General features: G+C 46.8%; 14 protein-coding genes. 5 read left to right on the forward strand and 9 right to left on the reverse strand.

Translation table 11 applies throughout. The annotated features are described in order from the left end of the window. Positions 1-7: 7 nt before the first annotated feature. A complete protein-coding gene (locus NYE38_RS01005) occupies positions 8-1219 on the reverse strand; it encodes an MFS transporter (protein ID WP_025650387.1) in 1212 nt (403 codons plus the stop codon). 228 nt (positions 1220-1447) lie between these two features. Here NYE38_RS01005 and NYE38_RS01010 point away from each other — a divergent pair, with 228 nt between their 5' ends. From NYE38_RS01010 to NYE38_RS01030, 5 genes are all read left to right on the forward strand, one after another. Continuing rightward, complete coding sequence (locus NYE38_RS01010; protein WP_007408029.1) at positions 1448-2716, forward strand: aspartate aminotransferase family protein; 1269 nt, start codon at positions 1448-1450, stop codon at positions 2714-2716. After that, the gene (locus NYE38_RS01015; protein WP_014416764.1) at positions 2713-3663 is read left to right on the forward strand and encodes an inositol monophosphatase family protein; all 951 of its coding nucleotides are present in this window, start codon (positions 2713-2715) and stop codon (positions 3661-3663) included. Before NYE38_RS01010 ends, NYE38_RS01015 begins: the two co-directional genes overlap by 4 nt. Further along, entirely contained in the window at positions 3638-4684 is a 1047-nt protein-coding gene (locus NYE38_RS01020; protein WP_025650385.1) for an alcohol dehydrogenase catalytic domain-containing protein, read from the forward strand. The genes NYE38_RS01015 and NYE38_RS01020 overlap by 26 nt, the downstream gene beginning before the upstream one ends. 233 nt (positions 4685-4917) lie before the next feature. Next, complete coding sequence (locus NYE38_RS01025) at positions 4918-6351, forward strand: SulP family inorganic anion transporter (RefSeq protein ID WP_340801484.1); 1434 nt, start codon at positions 4918-4920, stop codon at positions 6349-6351. 150 nt (positions 6352-6501) lie between these two features. After that, positions 6502-7443 carry a bile acid:sodium symporter family protein gene (locus tag NYE38_RS01030; RefSeq protein ID WP_123117885.1) on the forward strand — a complete coding sequence of 314 codons (942 nt, stop codon included), beginning with the start codon at positions 6502-6504 and terminating at the stop codon, positions 7441-7443. On the opposite strand, the gene NYE38_RS01035 is transcribed toward NYE38_RS01030, so the two are convergent. The 8 genes from NYE38_RS01035 to pbp4b form a co-directional block, all read right to left on the reverse strand. Next, complete coding sequence (locus NYE38_RS01035; RefSeq protein WP_263612251.1) at positions 7432-8184, reverse strand: alpha/beta hydrolase-fold protein; 753 nt, start codon at positions 8182-8184, stop codon at positions 7432-7434. The genes NYE38_RS01030 and NYE38_RS01035 overlap by 12 nt on opposite strands. Further along, positions 8181-9191 carry an iron ABC transporter permease FeuC gene (feuC, locus tag NYE38_RS01040; RefSeq protein WP_014720650.1) on the reverse strand — a complete coding sequence of 337 codons (1011 nt, stop codon included), beginning with the start codon at positions 9189-9191 and terminating at the stop codon, positions 8181-8183. Before feuC ends, NYE38_RS01035 begins: the two co-directional genes overlap by 4 nt. 1 nt (position 9192) lies before the next feature. Next, on the reverse strand, positions 9193-10200 hold the full coding sequence (locus NYE38_RS01045; protein ID WP_007609051.1) for an iron ABC transporter permease: 1008 nt from the start codon (positions 10198-10200) through the stop codon (positions 9193-9195). Between the two features lie 19 nt (positions 10201-10219). Beyond that, positions 10220-11176, reverse strand: a complete 957-nt coding sequence (locus NYE38_RS01050) for an ABC transporter substrate-binding protein (RefSeq protein ID WP_017419290.1) — start codon at positions 11174-11176, stop codon at positions 10220-10222. 90 nt (positions 11177-11266) lie between these two features. Continuing rightward, a complete protein-coding gene (locus NYE38_RS01055) occupies positions 11267-12859 on the reverse strand; it encodes an AraC family transcriptional regulator (RefSeq protein ID WP_017419291.1) in 1593 nt (530 codons plus the stop codon). A gap of 137 nt (positions 12860-12996) precedes the next feature. After that, a complete protein-coding gene (locus NYE38_RS01060; protein WP_017419292.1) occupies positions 12997-14241 on the reverse strand; it encodes a DUF1343 domain-containing protein in 1245 nt (414 codons plus the stop codon). Positions 14242-14256: 15 nt separating this feature from the next. Continuing rightward, the gene (locus NYE38_RS01065) at positions 14257-16170 is read right to left on the reverse strand and encodes a glycoside hydrolase family 3 protein (protein ID WP_267543640.1); all 1914 of its coding nucleotides are present in this window, start codon (positions 16168-16170) and stop codon (positions 14257-14259) included. Between the two features lie 46 nt (positions 16171-16216). After that, positions 16217-17500, reverse strand: coding sequence for a penicillin binding protein PBP4B (pbp4b, locus tag NYE38_RS01070; protein ID WP_025650381.1), 1284 nt, complete (start codon positions 17498-17500; stop codon positions 16217-16219). Between the last annotated feature and the right edge of the window lie 6 nt (positions 17501-17506).

A 17506-nucleotide genomic window follows, 5' to 3' on the forward strand; every position in this document is an offset into this window, starting at 1 on the left:
TTTTTGTTTACATTGATTTTGCTTTGCTGTTATGATTTTGAAGATTGTTTGATTTTATTGTCTCGAGCATTCTTAAACTGAACACAATCAGCAGCATAAGGAGCATCAGTGCAGTAAACAGCCAGAATGCAGTTTGTGCGGGATATTCATCTAAGCTCCAGCCGACGGCGATCGGAAGGAGTGAACCTCCTAATCCGTTTGAAGCGAGCAGAATACTGGTAGTTGTTTCTGTCTTTCCGGGATAAAAATGATTCGTGATGATTAGGGCTATTGCAAACATGCCTGCCATGAACAGTCCTAAAAAGAAGCAAAGGGCAAAACCGAACCATACGTTTTTACTTAATGCTAATACGGTAAGTGCTGCCAGACCGCCAATGCTTATGAGACGGAGATAACGGTGATATGTCAGCTTTTCTGATACCGGGCCTGTTAATAACCTTCCGATGATCATACCCGTCCAATACACTGTAACTGTTATTGTTGCCAAAGAGTTGGGGATATCCCATTTCTCAGCGAAGATGGAGGGGATAAAATGTACAATGGAAACTTCACTGCCGCCGTAAAAGAAGAAGTAAGCACCCGCCAAGGCAATAAACAGCAATCCGTGTGACCGATAACCGGTGCTTTCTTTTTGAGTGTCAGCAGAAGAGACCTCTTTGCGGATGAGAAGCTGATCAATACTGCCGAAACTCATCTGCTTCCATGCGATTAGAAGTGCAAAACTGGATAACCCTAATACTAAAAAAGCAATTGTCCACATGTGGTTGTTGATAAGAAAGCCTGAGAGCAGAGGCATGAACAGCGCACCTAATCCGTAGGCCACTTCCATCTTGCTCATGGCCACAGCCTGTCTTTCTTTAATAGCGGTGAGGATGATCGTGCCTACGCAGGATTCCACCAGTCCGGCGCCAAGCCCTGCGATGCTGACGAGAAAAAAGAGCAGCGGCCAGGGCGGCAGGAAGGTGATGAACATTTCACAGCTGATGAGTGCCAGGCCAAAGATAACGACGTTTTTGCGCCCAAGCTTTTTCACCATGTATGGCATTCCGATGACACCGATGAGAAAGCCCATGAACTGAGAGAATACCAATACTCCGCCATTACTGTAGCTTTGTAAATAATGTGTGAGTAACTCAGGCAGTACGGCTCCCAGAATAACAAGTGTAAAAGCAATCGATCCATAAGAAAAACAGCTTATCCACAGCAGACGAGTTTTCATCATTTTATCTCCTTATTGGTAAAATAATATTTCTCTCTACTCGTATGACATGATGATTTTACAAAAAATCCAAGTATTGTTACTATATCACATAACTTTTTCTCGTACATCCCTTATGGTAACGTTAACAAATTGTTAACATTTTTTACAAGAAAGAACGTTGACATTATTTTCAATAATTTATACGATAAAAAGCGAAATTCTAATAATTTCATAGGGGTGGTATTTGTGGGAACGAAGGAAATCACGAATCCAGACAGCTTGTATTACAGTGTTGACGATGTAGTAATGGAGCGCGGAGAAGGGATTTACCTGTACGATCAAGAGGGAAATGAGTACATTGATTGCGCTTCTGCCACATTTAACTTGAATTTAGGATACGGTAACAAAGAAGTCATTGATACGGTTAAAGAACAAGCCGATAAGCTGATCCATGTGACATCATCTTTTCAAACAGACGCCGTAAATAAACTGGCAGAAAAACTAGTAGAAATCGCCCCCGATAATCTCACAAAAGTACACCCTAAAGTCAGCAGCGGTTCCGGTGCAAATGAAGGAGCTATTAAAATGGCTCAGTATTACTCCGGAAAAACCGATGTCATCTCCTTATTTCGAAGCCACCTCGGACAAACGTATATGACTTCCGCTTTGTCCGGCAACTCATTCAGAAAAGAACCTTTCCCGCCGCAAATTTCTTTTGGCCTGCAAGTCCCCGATCCGTATTGCAGCCGCTGTTTTTATAATCAGAAACCTGATTCATGCGGTATGCTGTGCGTAGAAAGAATTAATGATTTTATTGAGTATGCGAGCAATGGAAAGATTGCCGCCATGATTATTGAACCGATATCCGGAAACGGTGGAAACGTCGTTCCGCCTAAAGAGTATTTTAAACAGCTGAGAAAGCTTTGTGATGAACATGATATCGCCCTGATTTTTGATGAAATTCAGACCGGGTTCGGACGGACGGGTAAAATGTTTGCCGCGGACCACTTCGATGTGAAACCTAATATGATGACGGTAGCAAAAGGGCTCGGGGGCACAGGCTTCCAAGTCGCCGCCACTCTGACGGAGGACAAGTATACCGGGCTTCCGGGGTATACGCACTCCTTCACGTACGGCTCAAATGTGATGGCCGCCGCTGCCGCGTGTAAAACCATAGATATTATGCAGCGCCCGGGATTTTTGGAAAATGTAACGACAGTCGGTCATTATATTATGGATCGCTTAGAAACGATGAAAGAGGATTTCGCTTTTATTTCTGAGGTAAGAGGCGTCGGTCTTATGATCGGTGTGGAGATTGTTAAAGAGAACAATGAACCGGATGTGGAGCTGACCAATTATATTGCTAAACGGGCAATGGATTACGGGCTGATTCTCCGGACATCCCGTTACGGATTCGGAAATGTATTTAAAATCCGTCCGCCTTTAACCATTACACTTAGTGAAGCCGAAGTGCTCTGCTACAGACTTCGCAAGCTATTGGAGGAAATCAAGTGAGAGACTATATCATTGGGCTTGGACAATTTGTTTATCAAAAGGTGAAAAATCAAAAAGGCACGCTGAAAAACCGGCTTGTAAACGGCTATTCTCCGGGAGGCGACGCCCAATTTAACATAGACGCCGCTGCTGAGGAGGCGGTGCTGGATTATATTCAAGAAAAGGGCCATCCGGTTGCTTTTTACACGGAGGATGGCGGCCTGAAGCTGATTGGAGAAGATCCGCAATATATTTTAATTGTAGATCCGATAGACGGAACGCGCCCGGCCGCCGCGGGGCTTGAAATGTCGTGTATTTCGATTGCGCTTGCTTCGTATAAGCCAAACGCAAAGATTAAGGATATCGAATTTGCTTTTTTACTTGAATTGAAATCAGGCGCTTATATGTACGGTGATATATACAGCGATGCGATTCATTTTGAAGGGTATCATGGAGAATTGCCGAATTTGAGCGGAGTGCGGGATATTAAAAATATGTTTTGGAGCCTTGAATTTAACGGGCATCCGGCGCAGCTGATGACGGACGCATACGGACATCTGATTGACCAGTCGGCCAATAATGGCGGGGTTTTTGTTTTCAACAGCGCTTCTTATTCGATTTCACGAATTATCACGGGGCAGATGGATGCTTATGTGGATATCGGTAATCGTCTGTTGAAAGATGATCCGAAGCTGCTTTCAGATTTTCAGCAGGTCGGGAACGGGCAGGTGCTGCATTTGTTTCCTTATGATATTGCCGCAAGCGTCTTTTTGGCGAAGAAGGCGGGAGTGGTCATTACGGATGCATACGGCCGGTCTTTGGACGAAACGCTTCTGACAGATTTAAGTTATCAGAATCAGCAATCATGTATTGCGGCATCAACGAAGGAGCTTCATCAAACATTGTTAGACCAAATCCGCTGGGGCAGAAAGGAAGAGAAATATGAAGGCGTTGGTCTGGACTCCTAATGATAAGCTTGAATATCAAGAGGTGGACGAGCCTCAAATTCGGAAATCCAATGATGTGAAAGTGAAAATTTTCGGCACCGGTATCTGCGGAACGGACTTAAATGTGCTGAAAGGAAAAATGAATGCGACCCATCATATGATTATGGGGCATGAATCGGTGGGAGCGGTCGTGGAAATCGGACCGGACGTGACAAATGTAAAAGTCGGAGACCGCGTCGTGATAGATCCTACGCAGTTTTGCGGGAAATGTCATTATTGCCGGAGAGGGCTGACGTGTTATTGCGAAACCTTCGAGGATTGGCAGCTCGGAATCGGGGCGCACGGAACGTTTGCGGAATATTACGTGGGGGAAGACAGGTTCATGTACAGAATTCCGGATTCAATGGAATGGGAGCGGGCCACATTGGTTGAGCCTCTCTCCTGTGTGCTGAATGTTGTGGACAAGGCTTCGATTCAGCCGGAGGACTCGGTCTTGGTTTTGGGGTCGGGACCGATCGGACTGCTTGTGCAAATGATGGTGAAAAAAATGGCGCGATTGACGGTTGCGACTGAAATAGGCAGTTTCCGAAGCGAGGCGGCGAGCCGGATATCGGATTATGTCTACCACCCTGAAGCATTAACCGTGGATGAAGTGAAATGGATTAATCAAGGAAGAAAATTTGATGTGATTTTTGACGCGATCGGCAACCAGCTTGATTGGGCTTATCCTTTTATTGAAAAGGGAGGCAGAATCGTGCCGATGGGCTTTGATGATACGTATGAGATGACGGTCAGGCCGTACCAGCTGCTGTCAAATGGCGTGACGATTGTGGGCACAGGTGAAGCCCGCCAGATCATGGAGGCCGCGTTAGCATGCGCGTCCGACCTTCCGCAGCTCTATGATTTTATTACGGAAAAGACGGAACTGAAGAATTATGAAGAAGCCATTGATCATCTCATGGGCATCGACCCGGTGACAAAAGAAAGAAAGGATATCAGCGCAATAAAAACGATTCTTGTGTCTGATCCGGAACTTTTATAAAAGCGGAAACGGCTCCAGTGAGAGCCGTTTTCTTTTCTTATTTTTATACGGTCTTGCACATTTCTTTAAAATTTAATATGATACTCTTTGTTAACAATTCCTTTCCTCAACGACATTATACTCTGAGCGTGTCCTCTTTTTCCCCGTAAGCTTGCCTCATATTCCACAGATGAAAATCAATGTTTCCAACTGATAGGGTGCGGATTTTTATAGTGAAAAGGAGTCGTTATCATTTGAAAGATTATACGTTACAGCAGCAATGGTTCGGGAATGTCCGTAAAGACATTCTGGCCGGTATTCTGGTTGCTCTCGCTCTGATCCCTGAGGCGATCGGATTTTCAATTATTGCAGGTGTCGATCCGATGGTCGGCCTTTATGCATCATTTTGTATCGCGATTATTATTTCTATCTTCGGCGGCAGACCGGGAATGATTTCAGCCGCTACGGGTTCGATGGCGGTTGTCATGGTGACATTGGTGGCTGATTACGGGCTGCAGTATTTGTTTGCGGCAACCATTTTGACAGGTATTATTCAATTTATTCTTGGTGTCAGTAAGATAGCGAAATTGATGAAATTTATTCCGCGTTCGGTCATGATCGGATTTGTGAATGCTTTGGCGATCTTGATTTTTTCTGCGCAGCTGCCGCAGTTCAAAGGAGCTTCATGGGTCATGTACGCCATGCTTGCCGGATCACTGGCTATCATATATCTATTGCCGAAGGTTACGACGGCTGTGCCGTCTCCGCTGGTGGCGATTATTGTCATGACGATCATTGCGGTGGTCTTCCATGCGGATGTCCGCACGGTCGGTGATATGGGCGGGATTACAAGTTCACTTCCGCATTTCTTGATACCGGATGTTCCGTGGACGTTTGAGACATTGCGGATTATTTTCCCGTATTCTCTGGCGCTTGCATTCGTCGGATTGCTCGAGTCATTGCTGACAGCCCAGATCATTGATGAAATGACGGATACGGATAGTGATAAGAACAAAGAAAGCCGCGGACAAGGCATCGCCAATATTGTGAACGGATTTTTCGGAGGCATGGCCGGATGCGCCATGATCGGCCAGTCTGTCATTAATACGAAAGCCGGCGGACGCGGCCGGTTATCGGCTTTTACGGCCGGAGCGTTTTTAATGTTTTTAATTGCCGTATTAAGCGGTATCGTCGTGAAAATTCCGATGGCTGCGCTGGTGGCCGTGATGGTTATGGTGTCCATCGGCACGTTCGACTGGTCATCGATTAAAGGTTTGCGGAAAGCGCCCCTTACTGATTCGATCGTTATGGTTATTACCGTCGTGACGGTCGTCCTGACAAATGATTTATCAAAGGGTGTCTTCGCGGGTGTGCTGCTAAGCGCGATCTTTTTTACGGCTAAAATTTCTAAGCTGAAGATTGTGTCACATTCCGAACAGAAAGATGTCAGAACATATAAGGTAACGGGACAAATCTTTTTTGCTTCCATGTCTGAACTGATGAATGCCATCGTTTATGATGAAGACGTGAAACGGATTGTCATTGATTTGACCGATGCCCACGTGTGGGATGATTCGGGAGCGGCGGCTCTTGAGAAAATTGTCGCCAAATGTAAAGAATACGGAATTGAGGCTGAATTAAAGGGATTAAATCAGAAAAGCCGAGATTTAATGAAACAAATGGCATAGAATTTGTGAAGTCCGGATGAATATATCCGGGCTTTTTTTCGGTTAAATTTGTGGGTTTGCATTGTTATAATGAATGAGATTTGAAAACCGTATATAGGAGACTTGCATATGATGTGGCTACAGAAGTTGAACCAAGTGTTGGGGAGAATCATGCCGCTTTTGACTCCGTCAAGTGTGGCGGCGGGTGTGCTGTTATCTCAGCATATCAGCTGGATGGCCGGCGCTGTGCCGTGGATATTTGCATTTATTACATTTACGGGCAGTCTGAGTGCCAATTTTCAATCGCTGAAGCGCAGTATCGAGAAGCCGCTCCCGATGATCATGGCATTGTTTGTTCTGCATATTTTCATGCCTGTTTTTGCATGGGGAAGCGGCCATCTGATTTTCAGCGGTGACCCTTTAACTGTGACGGGGCTGATTATGGGTGTGGTGATTCCGACCGGAATTACGAGTTTGATTTGGGCTGCGATGTATAAGGGAAATGTCGGATTGACGCTGTCTATTATCCTGGTTGATACCGTGCTTTCTCCTTTTATCGTACCGTTAAGCCTGTCTGTCCTGGCCGGGGCGAATGTTCAGATGGATGTGTGGGGAATGATGAAAGGGCTGGCGGAGATGGTGGTGATTCCGTCCATCGCAGGGATGATGGTCAACCAGTTTTCCCCGCCGGTAAGGACTCAGGCGATAAGCCGGTCACTGTCTCCTTTTTCAAAAATCTGTCTGATGATTGTCATTGCCATTAACAGTTCGGAAATCGCGCCGTATGTCACGCACGTGGATATCAAATTTGCGGGCATTGCAGGCACGGTATTTTTTATTGCCATGACGGGTTACGCCGTGGCTTGGCTGATCGGAAGACTGATGAAGCGGAGCCAGGATGAAATCGTGTCTCTGATTTATACGGGGGGCATGCGCAATATCAGCGCCGGAGCCGTTCTCGCCGTGTCTTTTTTTCCGTCTCAAGTGGCGGTTCCGGTCGTCATCGGGATGCTCTTTCAGCAAATCCTTGCCGCTTTGTTCGGCTATTTGCTGAGACGCTTTGAACTTAAGCCGGTCGTGATCAAGTATGAAAAAAACCGCTCAGCTACGTGAGCGGTTTTTTCCGTACAGCCAGCTTAGTGCTGAATTGAATTGTCGTTTGAACGCTTCTTGATGGTGCACGGCACCCTCTTCGATCGTAAATGAGAGCTGAGATTGAGAAAAGCCTTTTTGCCTCAGGCTTTTGTACACGTCTTTATTTTGTCGGATCATGGTGTTTTGGATGTTGCTTTTTTGCTCAGCTTCGCGGCTGCCGACAGACATATAGATACGCCGCCGTGCCGGACTCAAAGATGCGGAGCGGACATAATCTGCTGATTTTTCATACCAGAAGGAACCGGAAATACAGCCGATTCTGCCGAATATTTCAGGCTTCTGTAACATCGCGTACACCGAAAACAGTCCGCCTAATGACGCGCCGATCAGGCCTCTTGTTTCCGGATGTGCAGAAATGTGATGCATATCTTCTACAGTTGGAATGATGGCATCTGTCAGCTCCTCGAGAAAGAGCCTCCCTTTGCCGCCGAAATCATGAAACGCAGGGCTCAGGGAAGGCGCGGGCCACGGTGTGTACTCATCGAGCCTGTCAGCCGGTTTGATGCCGGCAAAAATCAATTCGGGAAGTGTTCCGTTCACAAATTGGGATTCAAGCTTATCCATCTGTTCTAAAAACAAAGAACCTCCGTCCAGTACGTACACACAGGGTAAAGCCCCTGTTTGAACCGAATAGGAGGGAGGAAGATACACAGTGCATTCCTTTCCGTTTATCCGGTGTTCTGTAAGGGTGCCTCTCATGCATCCAGCCCCTTCTTTTGCTTAAACAGAAGAAAAAAGAAATAAGGAACGCCGAGAATCGCAAGAATAATTCCCGCCGGCACTTCTGAAGGCTGAAAGAACAATTTGCCCGCAAAGTCGGCGGATATGACGAGGAGCATACCGACCAATCCGCTGACCGGTAATGAGTATCTGTGCTCAATCCCGGCGAGCCTGCGGGAAATATGGGGTGCGATCAGTCCGACAAATGCCATGCTGCCCGCTGCGGTTACACATGCGCTGATCAAAGCGATGCAGGCAATGAGTAAAATCGTTTTTTCTTTATTGGTTGAAACACCGAGGCTTTTCACCGTGTCCTCATCGAAACGAATGGTATCCAGCAATGACGTTTTCGCCATAAGAAGAGGAATGAACAAGATCAGCCACGGAAGGATCGCCGTAATGGTCATCCAGTTTGCCGACCAGATGCTGCCGTTTTTCCAAACCATCGCCATCTCATAATCCTGCGGGTCCATTTTTAATGAAAGAAATAAAGACAGCGCGCTGAATCCTGAATTCATGGCGATCCCGACGAGAATAATTCTGCCCGATTCCAGATGCCCCCGGTGCCAGGCGAAAATATAGATCAGCACGGCCGCCATCAATCCTCCGATGAGGCCGAAGACAGGCATACCCATCGCAGAGGCAAGTGCCGTCGCTTCAGATTGTCCCTGAAACAGAAGCATAAACGCGACGATTCCGGCTCCGGCTCCGGCATTAATGCCCAAAATACCGGGATCGGCAAGCCCGTTTTTGGTAATGGCCTGAATAACGGCTCCGGCTATCCCCAATCCGAGCCCGATGGCAGCAGCCATGACAATGCGAGGCAGCCTCAGCTGAAACAGCAAAATGTCATATTGCGGATTCGGATGGATGCGGAAAAGCGTACTGAGCAGTTCACCCGGCTTTGCGGAAAAAGAACCGCTTGTCATGCTGAAATAGCTTACGAACAATATGAGAGCAATCAGAATGATATAAATTCCGGCCATTTTACGCACCACGCTGATCCCCTCCTTTTCTTTTAATCAAATAAAGAAAGAAAGGAACACCGATGATAGAAGTGACAACTTCAATAGGCGTCTCAAACGGATAATTGATGAATCGGCTGGCAAGGTCGCAAAGGGTCAGGAAGACGCCGCCGATGATGCACGCGCATGGGATCAGCCTGCTGTAGTCCGATCCGACGAGAAAACGTGTGATGTGCGGAACGACCAAACCGACAAAGGCAATTTTTCCGGCGAGTGCCACCGAGCTTCCGGTCAATATGACAACGGCCGCCATCGCCATGAGTTTGATGGTTCTTTTCTGCTGTCCCAGACTTTTTGAAATGTCGTCTCCTAATGATACGGCAGTGACCTTTTTGCTGAGAATCATGGCCGTGATGATTCCGATCGCAAAAAACGGGACGGCCAGTTTCAAAAAATCAGGGTTCATTTGATGCAGTCTCGCACTGTACCAAAAACTGAGATCCTGCGAAATTTGAAAATAAATCGAAAGCGCAGCCGACAGACTGCTGAGAAGCATACTGGTCACCGTTCCGATAATGGCAAGCTGCACCGGGGTAAAACCGCCGGGAAGAATGGAGGCCAGCCCGAAAACAAGAGCGGCGCCGAATGCGGAACCGATAAACGAGTATATGATCATTTCAATGGATGTCGATTGAGGGAGCAATACCATGCAAAGGGTGATGATAAAAGCGGAGCCGTCCGACACACCCATGATCGAAGGCGAGGCCAGATAGTTCCGTGTGATTCCCTGCATGAGCGCTCCGGAAACAGCAAGGGCGGCGCCGATAAACATAGCGCCGGCAGCCCTCGGGATTCTTGAATGCCATATGATCTGATGGTCGGTATTCTCCGGATTAAAGTGCAGCAATGCGGAGAACACGGTATGGAAGTCAAGCTGCTTTGCGCCGTATAAAACGGAAAGCAGCAGTGACAGAACAATGGCAATCGGTGAAGCAATGATAATAATGTGTGTCCGCCGTTTTGCATACATGTGAAAAACCTACTCTTTATTAGTCTTGAGTCAATTTGTCAGCCGCAACCTGTAAGAAGCTGATTTTACTCCATGCGGTTCCGCCTTGGGCTAATGGATCAATCGTATTGACGTATACATGGTCTTTTTTGACTGCCTTCAGGCTCTTCCAGATCGGATTTTTCTCTAAGTCTTTCAAAGCGTCCGGCTTATCTGCGTTTTCGTCATCAGAGAATTGTACGAAGATATGGTCAGGGTTCATTTCGCTTAATTTTTCAAGAGAAATCAGTTCCTGCGCTTTCGCCGCTTTGACTTCGTCCGGCGCCTTCAGGCCTAAATCACCGTAAAGCGTGGAGTTGAAATATACTTGTTCAGGATAAATATAAATATTGCCTTGTCTGATTCTGATGACCAGCGAGTTTGACTGTTTCGCTTTGCTGTTGATCTTTGTTTTTGTCTTTTTCAGGTCCTGTTCGTAATCTGCGATGATTTTTTTCGCTTTTTTCTCTTTATCTGTAAGCTGGGCGAGCAGCATCATGTTTTCTTTCCAGTTTGATGAGATATGAGAGACAGGGATCGTTTCAGCGGTGCCGCTCAATTTTTTCAACGTTTTTTCCGGGAATTTGGTTGATGCCAGAATGACGTCCGGCTGCAGCTCAAGAATTTTTTCCATATTCGGCTGCATTTTTTCTCCCGTTGATACGGATTTATCTGTAATATCTTTAAACAGTTCCGGGAATTTGCCGGAGAAAGAAATTGCTCCTGCCGGATGAACGTCAAGCAATTTGGCGTCTTCCATTGATTCTACGCTGCCTGTAATGGCGATTTTGTCAGTCGGCGCTTTGACTTCATATGTTTTTCCGAGATATTCGATTTTCTTTTTATCTGAAGAAGCGTCCTTTCCTTTACTTGCTGTATCAGATGTTTCTGAGCTTCCGCAAGCCGCGGCCGTGAAAGCCAAAAGCAAAATCATGAAAGCGAATGCCAATTTCTTCATCTATTGTTCCTCCTGTTCAATTGATAACTATTATCAATTGGAATTATAGAGAAGGAACAGGGATAAGACCATGGATAATTTCCGGTATTATCATGGACGATCTTCGGAAAAAATGGAAACGCTTTGTTCGATCATCCGCTGATGTCCGCTTGGAGAATATTCAATCCACGGGTCAGATGAAATGGGAAACACGCGTTTATTGCTGACGGCTCTAAGGTTCTGCCATATCCCGGTCTGCTGAATCCGCTGAAAATAACGAAGCGTTTCCGGTTCTTTACAAGTGAAAAGCATGATGCAGTCAGCTTGGCAATCCGCCAGCATTTCCAAGGAAATCTTTTCGTCAGGAGCAAAAGATTCCGGTTTTGCGGAGGCAAAGCCTAAATCACCGAAGAAGACATCCTCAATACTGTTGTTATGGGCGATGTACATATTTTCTTTATATACACGGACAAATAAGAACCGCTGATGCCGCACGTGTTTAAGAGCATCTTTCGCTGAATGGGCGAGACTTTGATAAGCTTTAAGCCAGTGCCGCGCTTCCTGCTCTTCATTCAAATATGCGGCTGTGCGAAGAAACTGGTCTCTCCAATTCTCTTGAGCCGGAAGGTAAAAAACGTCAGTGATGTCATTCAGGCGCTGTTTTTCTTCTTCACTGACAGAATCAAGACTGAAAATGATGTCCGGGGCAGCTTGGGACAGCGTTTGCAGGTTCTCTTCCCAATTTGCATTATAACGGTAAGCACTCAGGTGAACCGGAATATCGGAAGAGAATTGTTTGTAATAATAGGCCGTCCATTTCGGGTGCAGCGCCGCAGCGTAAGGCACGTGATGCAGAGGAATCAGATGTCCCATCGTTTCTTTTCCGTACGCGGCCATTTTTGTGCGCCTTTTTTTCATATAGCTTGTAGGTGAGCTGCCGGTATGTTTTTTAAAGATGCGGCTGAAATAAAATTCGTCCTGGTAGCCGATTTGATGAGCGATATCCCGCAGTTTGCAGTTTGCCTTGGCCATCAGTTTTTTCGCATTGGTTATGCGGATGTCTGTGATATATTCAGTTACGCTCTGCCCGTATAGTTTTTTAAAGGTTTCACTGTAGTGCTTGGGACTGATTCCCGCCATATGAGCGAGCTGGGTGAGCGTGATTTTTGTGTCGGACTGAGCATGTATGAATTGTTTTGTCTGTTCGATCGCCGCTTTTGTATTATTTTGATGGCATACTTTTGCGGCATAAAGGTCGTACATCAGCTGCTGAAAGTCGGCTGTATATTTCATTTTCTGCAATGCATCCGCCGATCGCACGTTTTCAGAAAGTGACTGAAGCCGGCTTGTCAAATGATCAATCGTTTGTAAATTCATTTGCTGAAGTCCGTGGAAGATGTCTTCCCCGTTATCCGGAAGCATCGCTTCATCATCTGATGAGTAGGAGAAAACACGGAGTCTGACGATATACAAATGGATGCCGCCTGACGATATAGGGGCAATATTGAATGTCTCATCACAAGGACAGATGTAGAGCGTTTCCTTCTGCAGCGGAAAGCTGTCTGTTCCGATATCAATTTGTCCCTCGCCTTTCACATGAAAGATCAATACGGGAGAATCAGTGAGCTGATGCTCTGACAGAAGGTCGGCTGTTTTTTTTACGGAGATGATATCAATGGGCTGAAAGAATAATGTGTTTTTCATGAGAAACCACCTTTTAGGAAACATTCATTTAAATGATAACTGTTATCAATGAAATTGTACCAAATAAATGAATGTTTTCCTATAAAAAGCGGAAATGTGAAATGCGTCAAAATGTTACACGTGTAACACGAATGTTGTCAGTATATGAGGTATTGTTTTCTTAGAGTTTTGAATTGGTCCAGCCGGCGTTGATATGTGCCGGTGATGTCTTCAATGGAAGCGCCTTTTTCTATTTTTTTGCGTACCCAGCCGTTACCGATCAGCTTGTCAAAAGAGCCTGTCGGCAAGAACGAAAAGTCATTCGGATATAAGTCATGCATGGTTTTCAGAATGGAGAGCCCTGTTTTTGCCGCTTCAAATGTGTTTCTGTTTGTTACGTAGACTTGTACGCCGTGGCACAGCTTGCCCTGGTGCTTGGAGAAGCTGGGGATAAATGATGCGGCTCTGAAGGTGACGCCCGGAAGCTTGAGACTGTTCAGGCGTTCTTCGAGCTCGGTGCTTTTCATATAAGGCGCGCCGATCAGTTCAAACGGCTTTGTCGTGCCCCTTCCTTCGGATACGTTTGTGCCTTCGATTAGTCCTGTCGCCGAATATGCGAATATGCTGTCCGGGGTCGGGATATTAGGCGAAGGGAGGACGAACGGCAGGCCGGTATCTTCAATCGTCATCGTCCGCTTCCAGCGCTTCATTTTTACGACGGTGAGGTCGGCGCCAATATGAAACTCTTTATTGAATAAAAGAGCAAGCTCACCGATCGTCATGCCGTGCTTCAGCGGGATCGGATACAGTCCGACAAATGAAGCGTAATCCGGTTCAAGAACCGGACCGTCCGGATTTCGTCCGCCTTGCGGATTCGGCCGGTCCAAGACATAAAAAGGAATGCCTTTTTCTTTGGCCGCTTCCATGGCATAGGCCATTGTATAAATGTAGGTGTAGTATCGCGTTCCGACATCCTGAATATCGAAAATCAGCACATCTGTATCTTTCAGCATGTCAGGCGTCGGTTTCCTCGTTTCCCCGTACAGGCTGTAGACGGGAAGCCCTGTTTTTTCGTCTATATAGGATGTGACTTTGTCTCCGGCCTGAGCATCGCCGCGGACACCGTGCTCCGGTCCGAATAATGCCGTCAATTGGATGTCTGGTGCCTCATACAGCACGTCAACGCTGCTTTTCAATGAATTGTTCACACCGGTCGGGTTGGTGATCAGCCCGACCCTTTTTCCCTTCAGTTCCTGTTTATAATCTTTCAGCAGGCGGTCGATGCCTGTTTGGATGCTTGGTTTCTTGGCGGTATGAAGGTTTCTGTCAGAAGCCGCCGAGACTGCCGTCATGGCACTGATGACGACTAATCCGGCAAGAAGCGCAGCCGTTTGTTTTTTCATGATCAGTCCTCCTGTTTAAAGCGGTTTTCCGGTCTTCAGATTGATACCGAAACCATAAGGATAGAGTGTCGTTCCCGGATGAGTGACGGAAGGAATGTCAGCGGGCAGCCTGCCTTGCGGTTTTGTCTGTCCGAATATCGCTTCAACGCCTGCCGGAATGTTTGGCTGGAGAAATTGTCCGTCTGTATATCCTTTAAAGCCGTAGACTGCGATAAGGGCTTCAGCTTCTTCAAAGTTCGCAGCGTCATATGGATTACGCAGGCTCATCAGCACAAAGGGTTTTTGGTTTGATTGTGCGGCTTTCATGACGGCCCGCGGAAATGCAGTCGTCCACTTGCCGGGATCTGTAACGGAATCATCAATCACGCCGTCGTTTACGACAGGGTCATTTTTCACGACATAGGAGCCTGTAATCACGTAATCCGCGTCGGATACCAGCTTTTTGTGCTCATCATGAAAAGTGCGTTCGGCGAAGTTCATTTTACTGATGGTTACCGGCCGGATTTTTTTCTTCTTGATGAGCTGCCGAATGGTTTGTTCCATTGATGCTGTTTGATCTTCATAAGGAGCGGCAATGAGAACGCGGCTGTTCTTTTTCGGTTTGAATGGGAGCGTGCGGTTTTTGTTTTGTAAGACGGTGACGGACCTTTCCGCGATTTGTTTTTCAGCTTTCAGGTGATTTTTGCTGCCGACGGTTTTCTTTGCTTTTGCAATCTTCTTTTTCAGATTTGTCTCTTTCGGTGCGGGATATATCCCTCTTTTTATTTTCAGGGAAATGATACGTTCCGCTGATTTGTTAATTTGCTGAAGCGGAATTTCCCCTTTTTGTACCGCCTTTTTTAAAGCGGAATGAACCCGGGCAAAGCGGTTTTCCGTTTGCAGCGAAGTCACTTGGACCGGCATCAGGGCAATATCGACTCCTGCTTTTACTGCCATGACGACCGCCTCTTCTTGGCCGAAATGATCGGCAATGGCTTTCATATTTAATGCATCCGTAACGATGACGCCGTTAAATCTCATTTCCTCACGGAGAAGATGAGTCATCACTTTTTTCGAGAGTGTGGCGGGTACGAGGATGTCTGAACCGTCCAGCTTGCTTTTATAGGTTGTATCGTCAAAAGCGGGAAATTGCACATGGGCTGTCATGATCATATCAGCTCCGGCCTGAATGGCCTTCCGGAACGGATAAAGTTCAATCTGACGCAGCCTTTCTTGATTGTGGGTGACAAGCGGAAGGCCGTAGTGGCTGTCGACATCCGTGTCGCCGTGTCCCGGGAAATGTTTGACGGCGGCAGCGACATCCTGCTTTTGCTGAGCCTTCATTGAGGCAAGGCCGAGTGAAGCTGTCAGATCTCGGTCTGAACTGAACGACCTGACGCCGATGACAGGGTTTCCGGGATTATTATTGATATCGAGAACGGGAGCGAAATTCGTATTAATGCCCAGTGCTTTCAGTTCTTTCCCGATAATGGCGCCGGTCTGGGACGCGTAGGCTGTTTTTCTAGCGGCTCCGAGCGCCATATTGCCTGGGAAATGAGTGCCTTCACCAAGTCTAGTTACGATGCCGCCCTCCTGATCAATGCTTAATAATAGCGGAATATCAGGGCTCGCCTTTTGAAAGGCATCTGTCAGGCGTACCGTTTGCTCAGTGTTTTTTACATTTTCTGCAAATAAGATAACGCCGCCGAACCGGTACTTTTGAATAAGCCCTGCGACTTCGTCATTCATTTGGGTAAGAGCCTCAGGTGATGACTGCCCCTTTTTTTGCCAATTGCGAAAATCAGGCATGAGCATCTGCCCTAATTTTTCATCTAATGTCATACGGGATACCGCTTGTTCCGCCTGTGACGGAATGTCCGGTTTTGTCGATGCATGATGCGTGCCGAAAACAATGAACAACAGTAATACAGCTGAGATGACAAGTTTCATGATGGTGCCCTCCTGCCGTCATAGTTTGGACAAAAGACATGGGTTATCATTCAATGGCTTCATAAATCGTTTTTATGACGCTGCCGTAGCTTCCGGTCGGGAAATGATCCCCTTCAAAAACATTCGGGTTTTCACCGGGACTGACGACGGGGGAATGCTTTTTATTGGTCAAAAGTGCGATCCCCAGCTTATAAGCGGGATCAATAATCGTGACGGTGCCGGTCCATCCCGTATGGCCGTATGCCTGCCTGCTTGCATAAGGGCCGAACATCCACTCCATATCCGGGCTGCCGTTTTTCCGCCAGCCGAGAGCAAAAGTCGGATCAGAGGATGCCGCCGTTGTGAACAAATCGGCCGTTCTTTTATTGAAGAGAGAAACGTGTTTATAACTGCCGCCGTTCAGCATGACTTGAAGAAGGACGGCCATATCATCAGCTCTGGAAAACAGCCCGGCGTGACCGGACACCCCTCCCATGGAGTAAAATGCTTTTTCATCGTGAACTTCCCCCTGTAGCGTATACGTCCTGATGTGAGGGAAATGGATGACTCCGTCACGTGTGTTGCCTAAACGTTCAGTAGCTGCGAATGCTTTTTCTTTAAAGCCTTTTTGCAGCGGGTTGAACAGTGTGTGCGTCAGTTTCAGCGGTTTGTACAGTTCTTGTTCCGCATAGGTATCAAGGGTTTTTCCGGTTATGTTTTCAATGATGCAGCCGAGAAGCATGTAACCGATATCGCTGTATACGTGTTTTGTTCCCGGCTTGTATTCAAGCGGGATTTGGTTGAGAAAACGGATCGTTTTATCCCGTTCTTGTGAATATAAAGGGCCTGCGGTGTCCGGCTGATAGAAATAAAAGTTTGCCGGCAGACCGGATTGATGCTGGAGCACATCGATGACGCGTATGCGGTCTTTTCCTTGAATCGGATCGCTTTTTCTGTCTTTGAAATCAGGAAGGTAAGCCGAGACTTTTTGATACACATCAAGCTTTCCCTGGCTGACGAGTCGCTGTAGTGCAAAATTGGCCGCGTACATTTTTGTATTGGAAGCTAAATCAAACATGGTTGATGTTTTCATTTTTTTCGGACGGGATAAAAGGGTGTTCCCGTCATATTTTTTGCTGTAGCCGTATGCTTTCTTTTTGATCACCCGTCCGTCCTTTACGACGACGAGGACGGCTCCGGGGAATCTTGCAGCGATGTCTTTTTCAATCATTTGATCAACCTTTCTGAGCTTTGCTGCGTCGTATAATTTGGATTGGGCTTCGGCTTTGTGCTGCGGCAGAAAAGAGAGGCTGATGACCATTGTGAGTACGGCGGCTGTCAGTGTTTTCATATTCTG

The sequence above is a fragment of the Bacillus sp. EU63 genome (genome assembly GCF_038592915.1).
GTDB lineage: Bacteria > Bacillota > Bacilli > Bacillales > Bacillaceae > Bacillus > Bacillus velezensis.

What these genes read in the sequence shown, in the direction of transcription:
- NYE38_RS01005 (WP_025650387.1), bottom strand. Translation starts at nt 1,219, where the DNA reads ATGAAAACTCGTCTGCTGTGGATAAGCTGTTTTTCTTATGGATCGATT.
- NYE38_RS01050 (WP_017419290.1), bottom strand. Translation starts at nt 11,176, where the DNA reads ATGAAGAAATTGGCATTCGCTTTCATGATTTTGCTTTTGGCTTTCACG.
- NYE38_RS01065 (WP_267543640.1), bottom strand. Translation starts at nt 16,170, where the DNA reads ATGAAACTTGTCATCTCAGCTGTATTACTGTTGTTCATTGTTTTCGGC.
- NYE38_RS01060 (WP_017419292.1), bottom strand. Translation starts at nt 14,241, where the DNA reads ATGAAAAAACAAACGGCTGCGCTTCTTGCCGGATTAGTCGTCATCAGT.
- feuC (WP_014720650.1), bottom strand. Translation starts at nt 9,191, where the DNA reads ATGGCCGGAATTTATATCATTCTGATTGCTCTCATATTGTTCGTAAGC.
- NYE38_RS01045 (WP_007609051.1), bottom strand. Translation starts at nt 10,200, where the DNA reads ATGTATGCAAAACGGCGGACACACATTATTATCATTGCTTCACCGATT.
- NYE38_RS01035 (WP_263612251.1), bottom strand. Translation starts at nt 8,184, where the DNA reads ATGAGAGGCACCCTTACAGAACACCGGATAAACGGAAAGGAATGCACT.
- pbp4b (WP_025650381.1), bottom strand. Translation starts at nt 17,500, where the DNA reads ATGAAAACACTGACAGCCGCCGTACTCACAATGGTCATCAGCCTCTCT.
- NYE38_RS01020 (WP_025650385.1), top strand. Translation starts at nt 3,638, where the DNA reads ATGAAGGCGTTGGTCTGGACTCCTAATGATAAGCTTGAATATCAAGAG.
- NYE38_RS01030 (WP_123117885.1), top strand. Translation starts at nt 6,502, where the DNA reads ATGCCGCTTTTGACTCCGTCAAGTGTGGCGGCGGGTGTGCTGTTATCT.
- NYE38_RS01055 (WP_017419291.1), bottom strand. Translation starts at nt 12,859, where the DNA reads ATGAAAAACACATTATTCTTTCAGCCCATTGATATCATCTCCGTAAAA.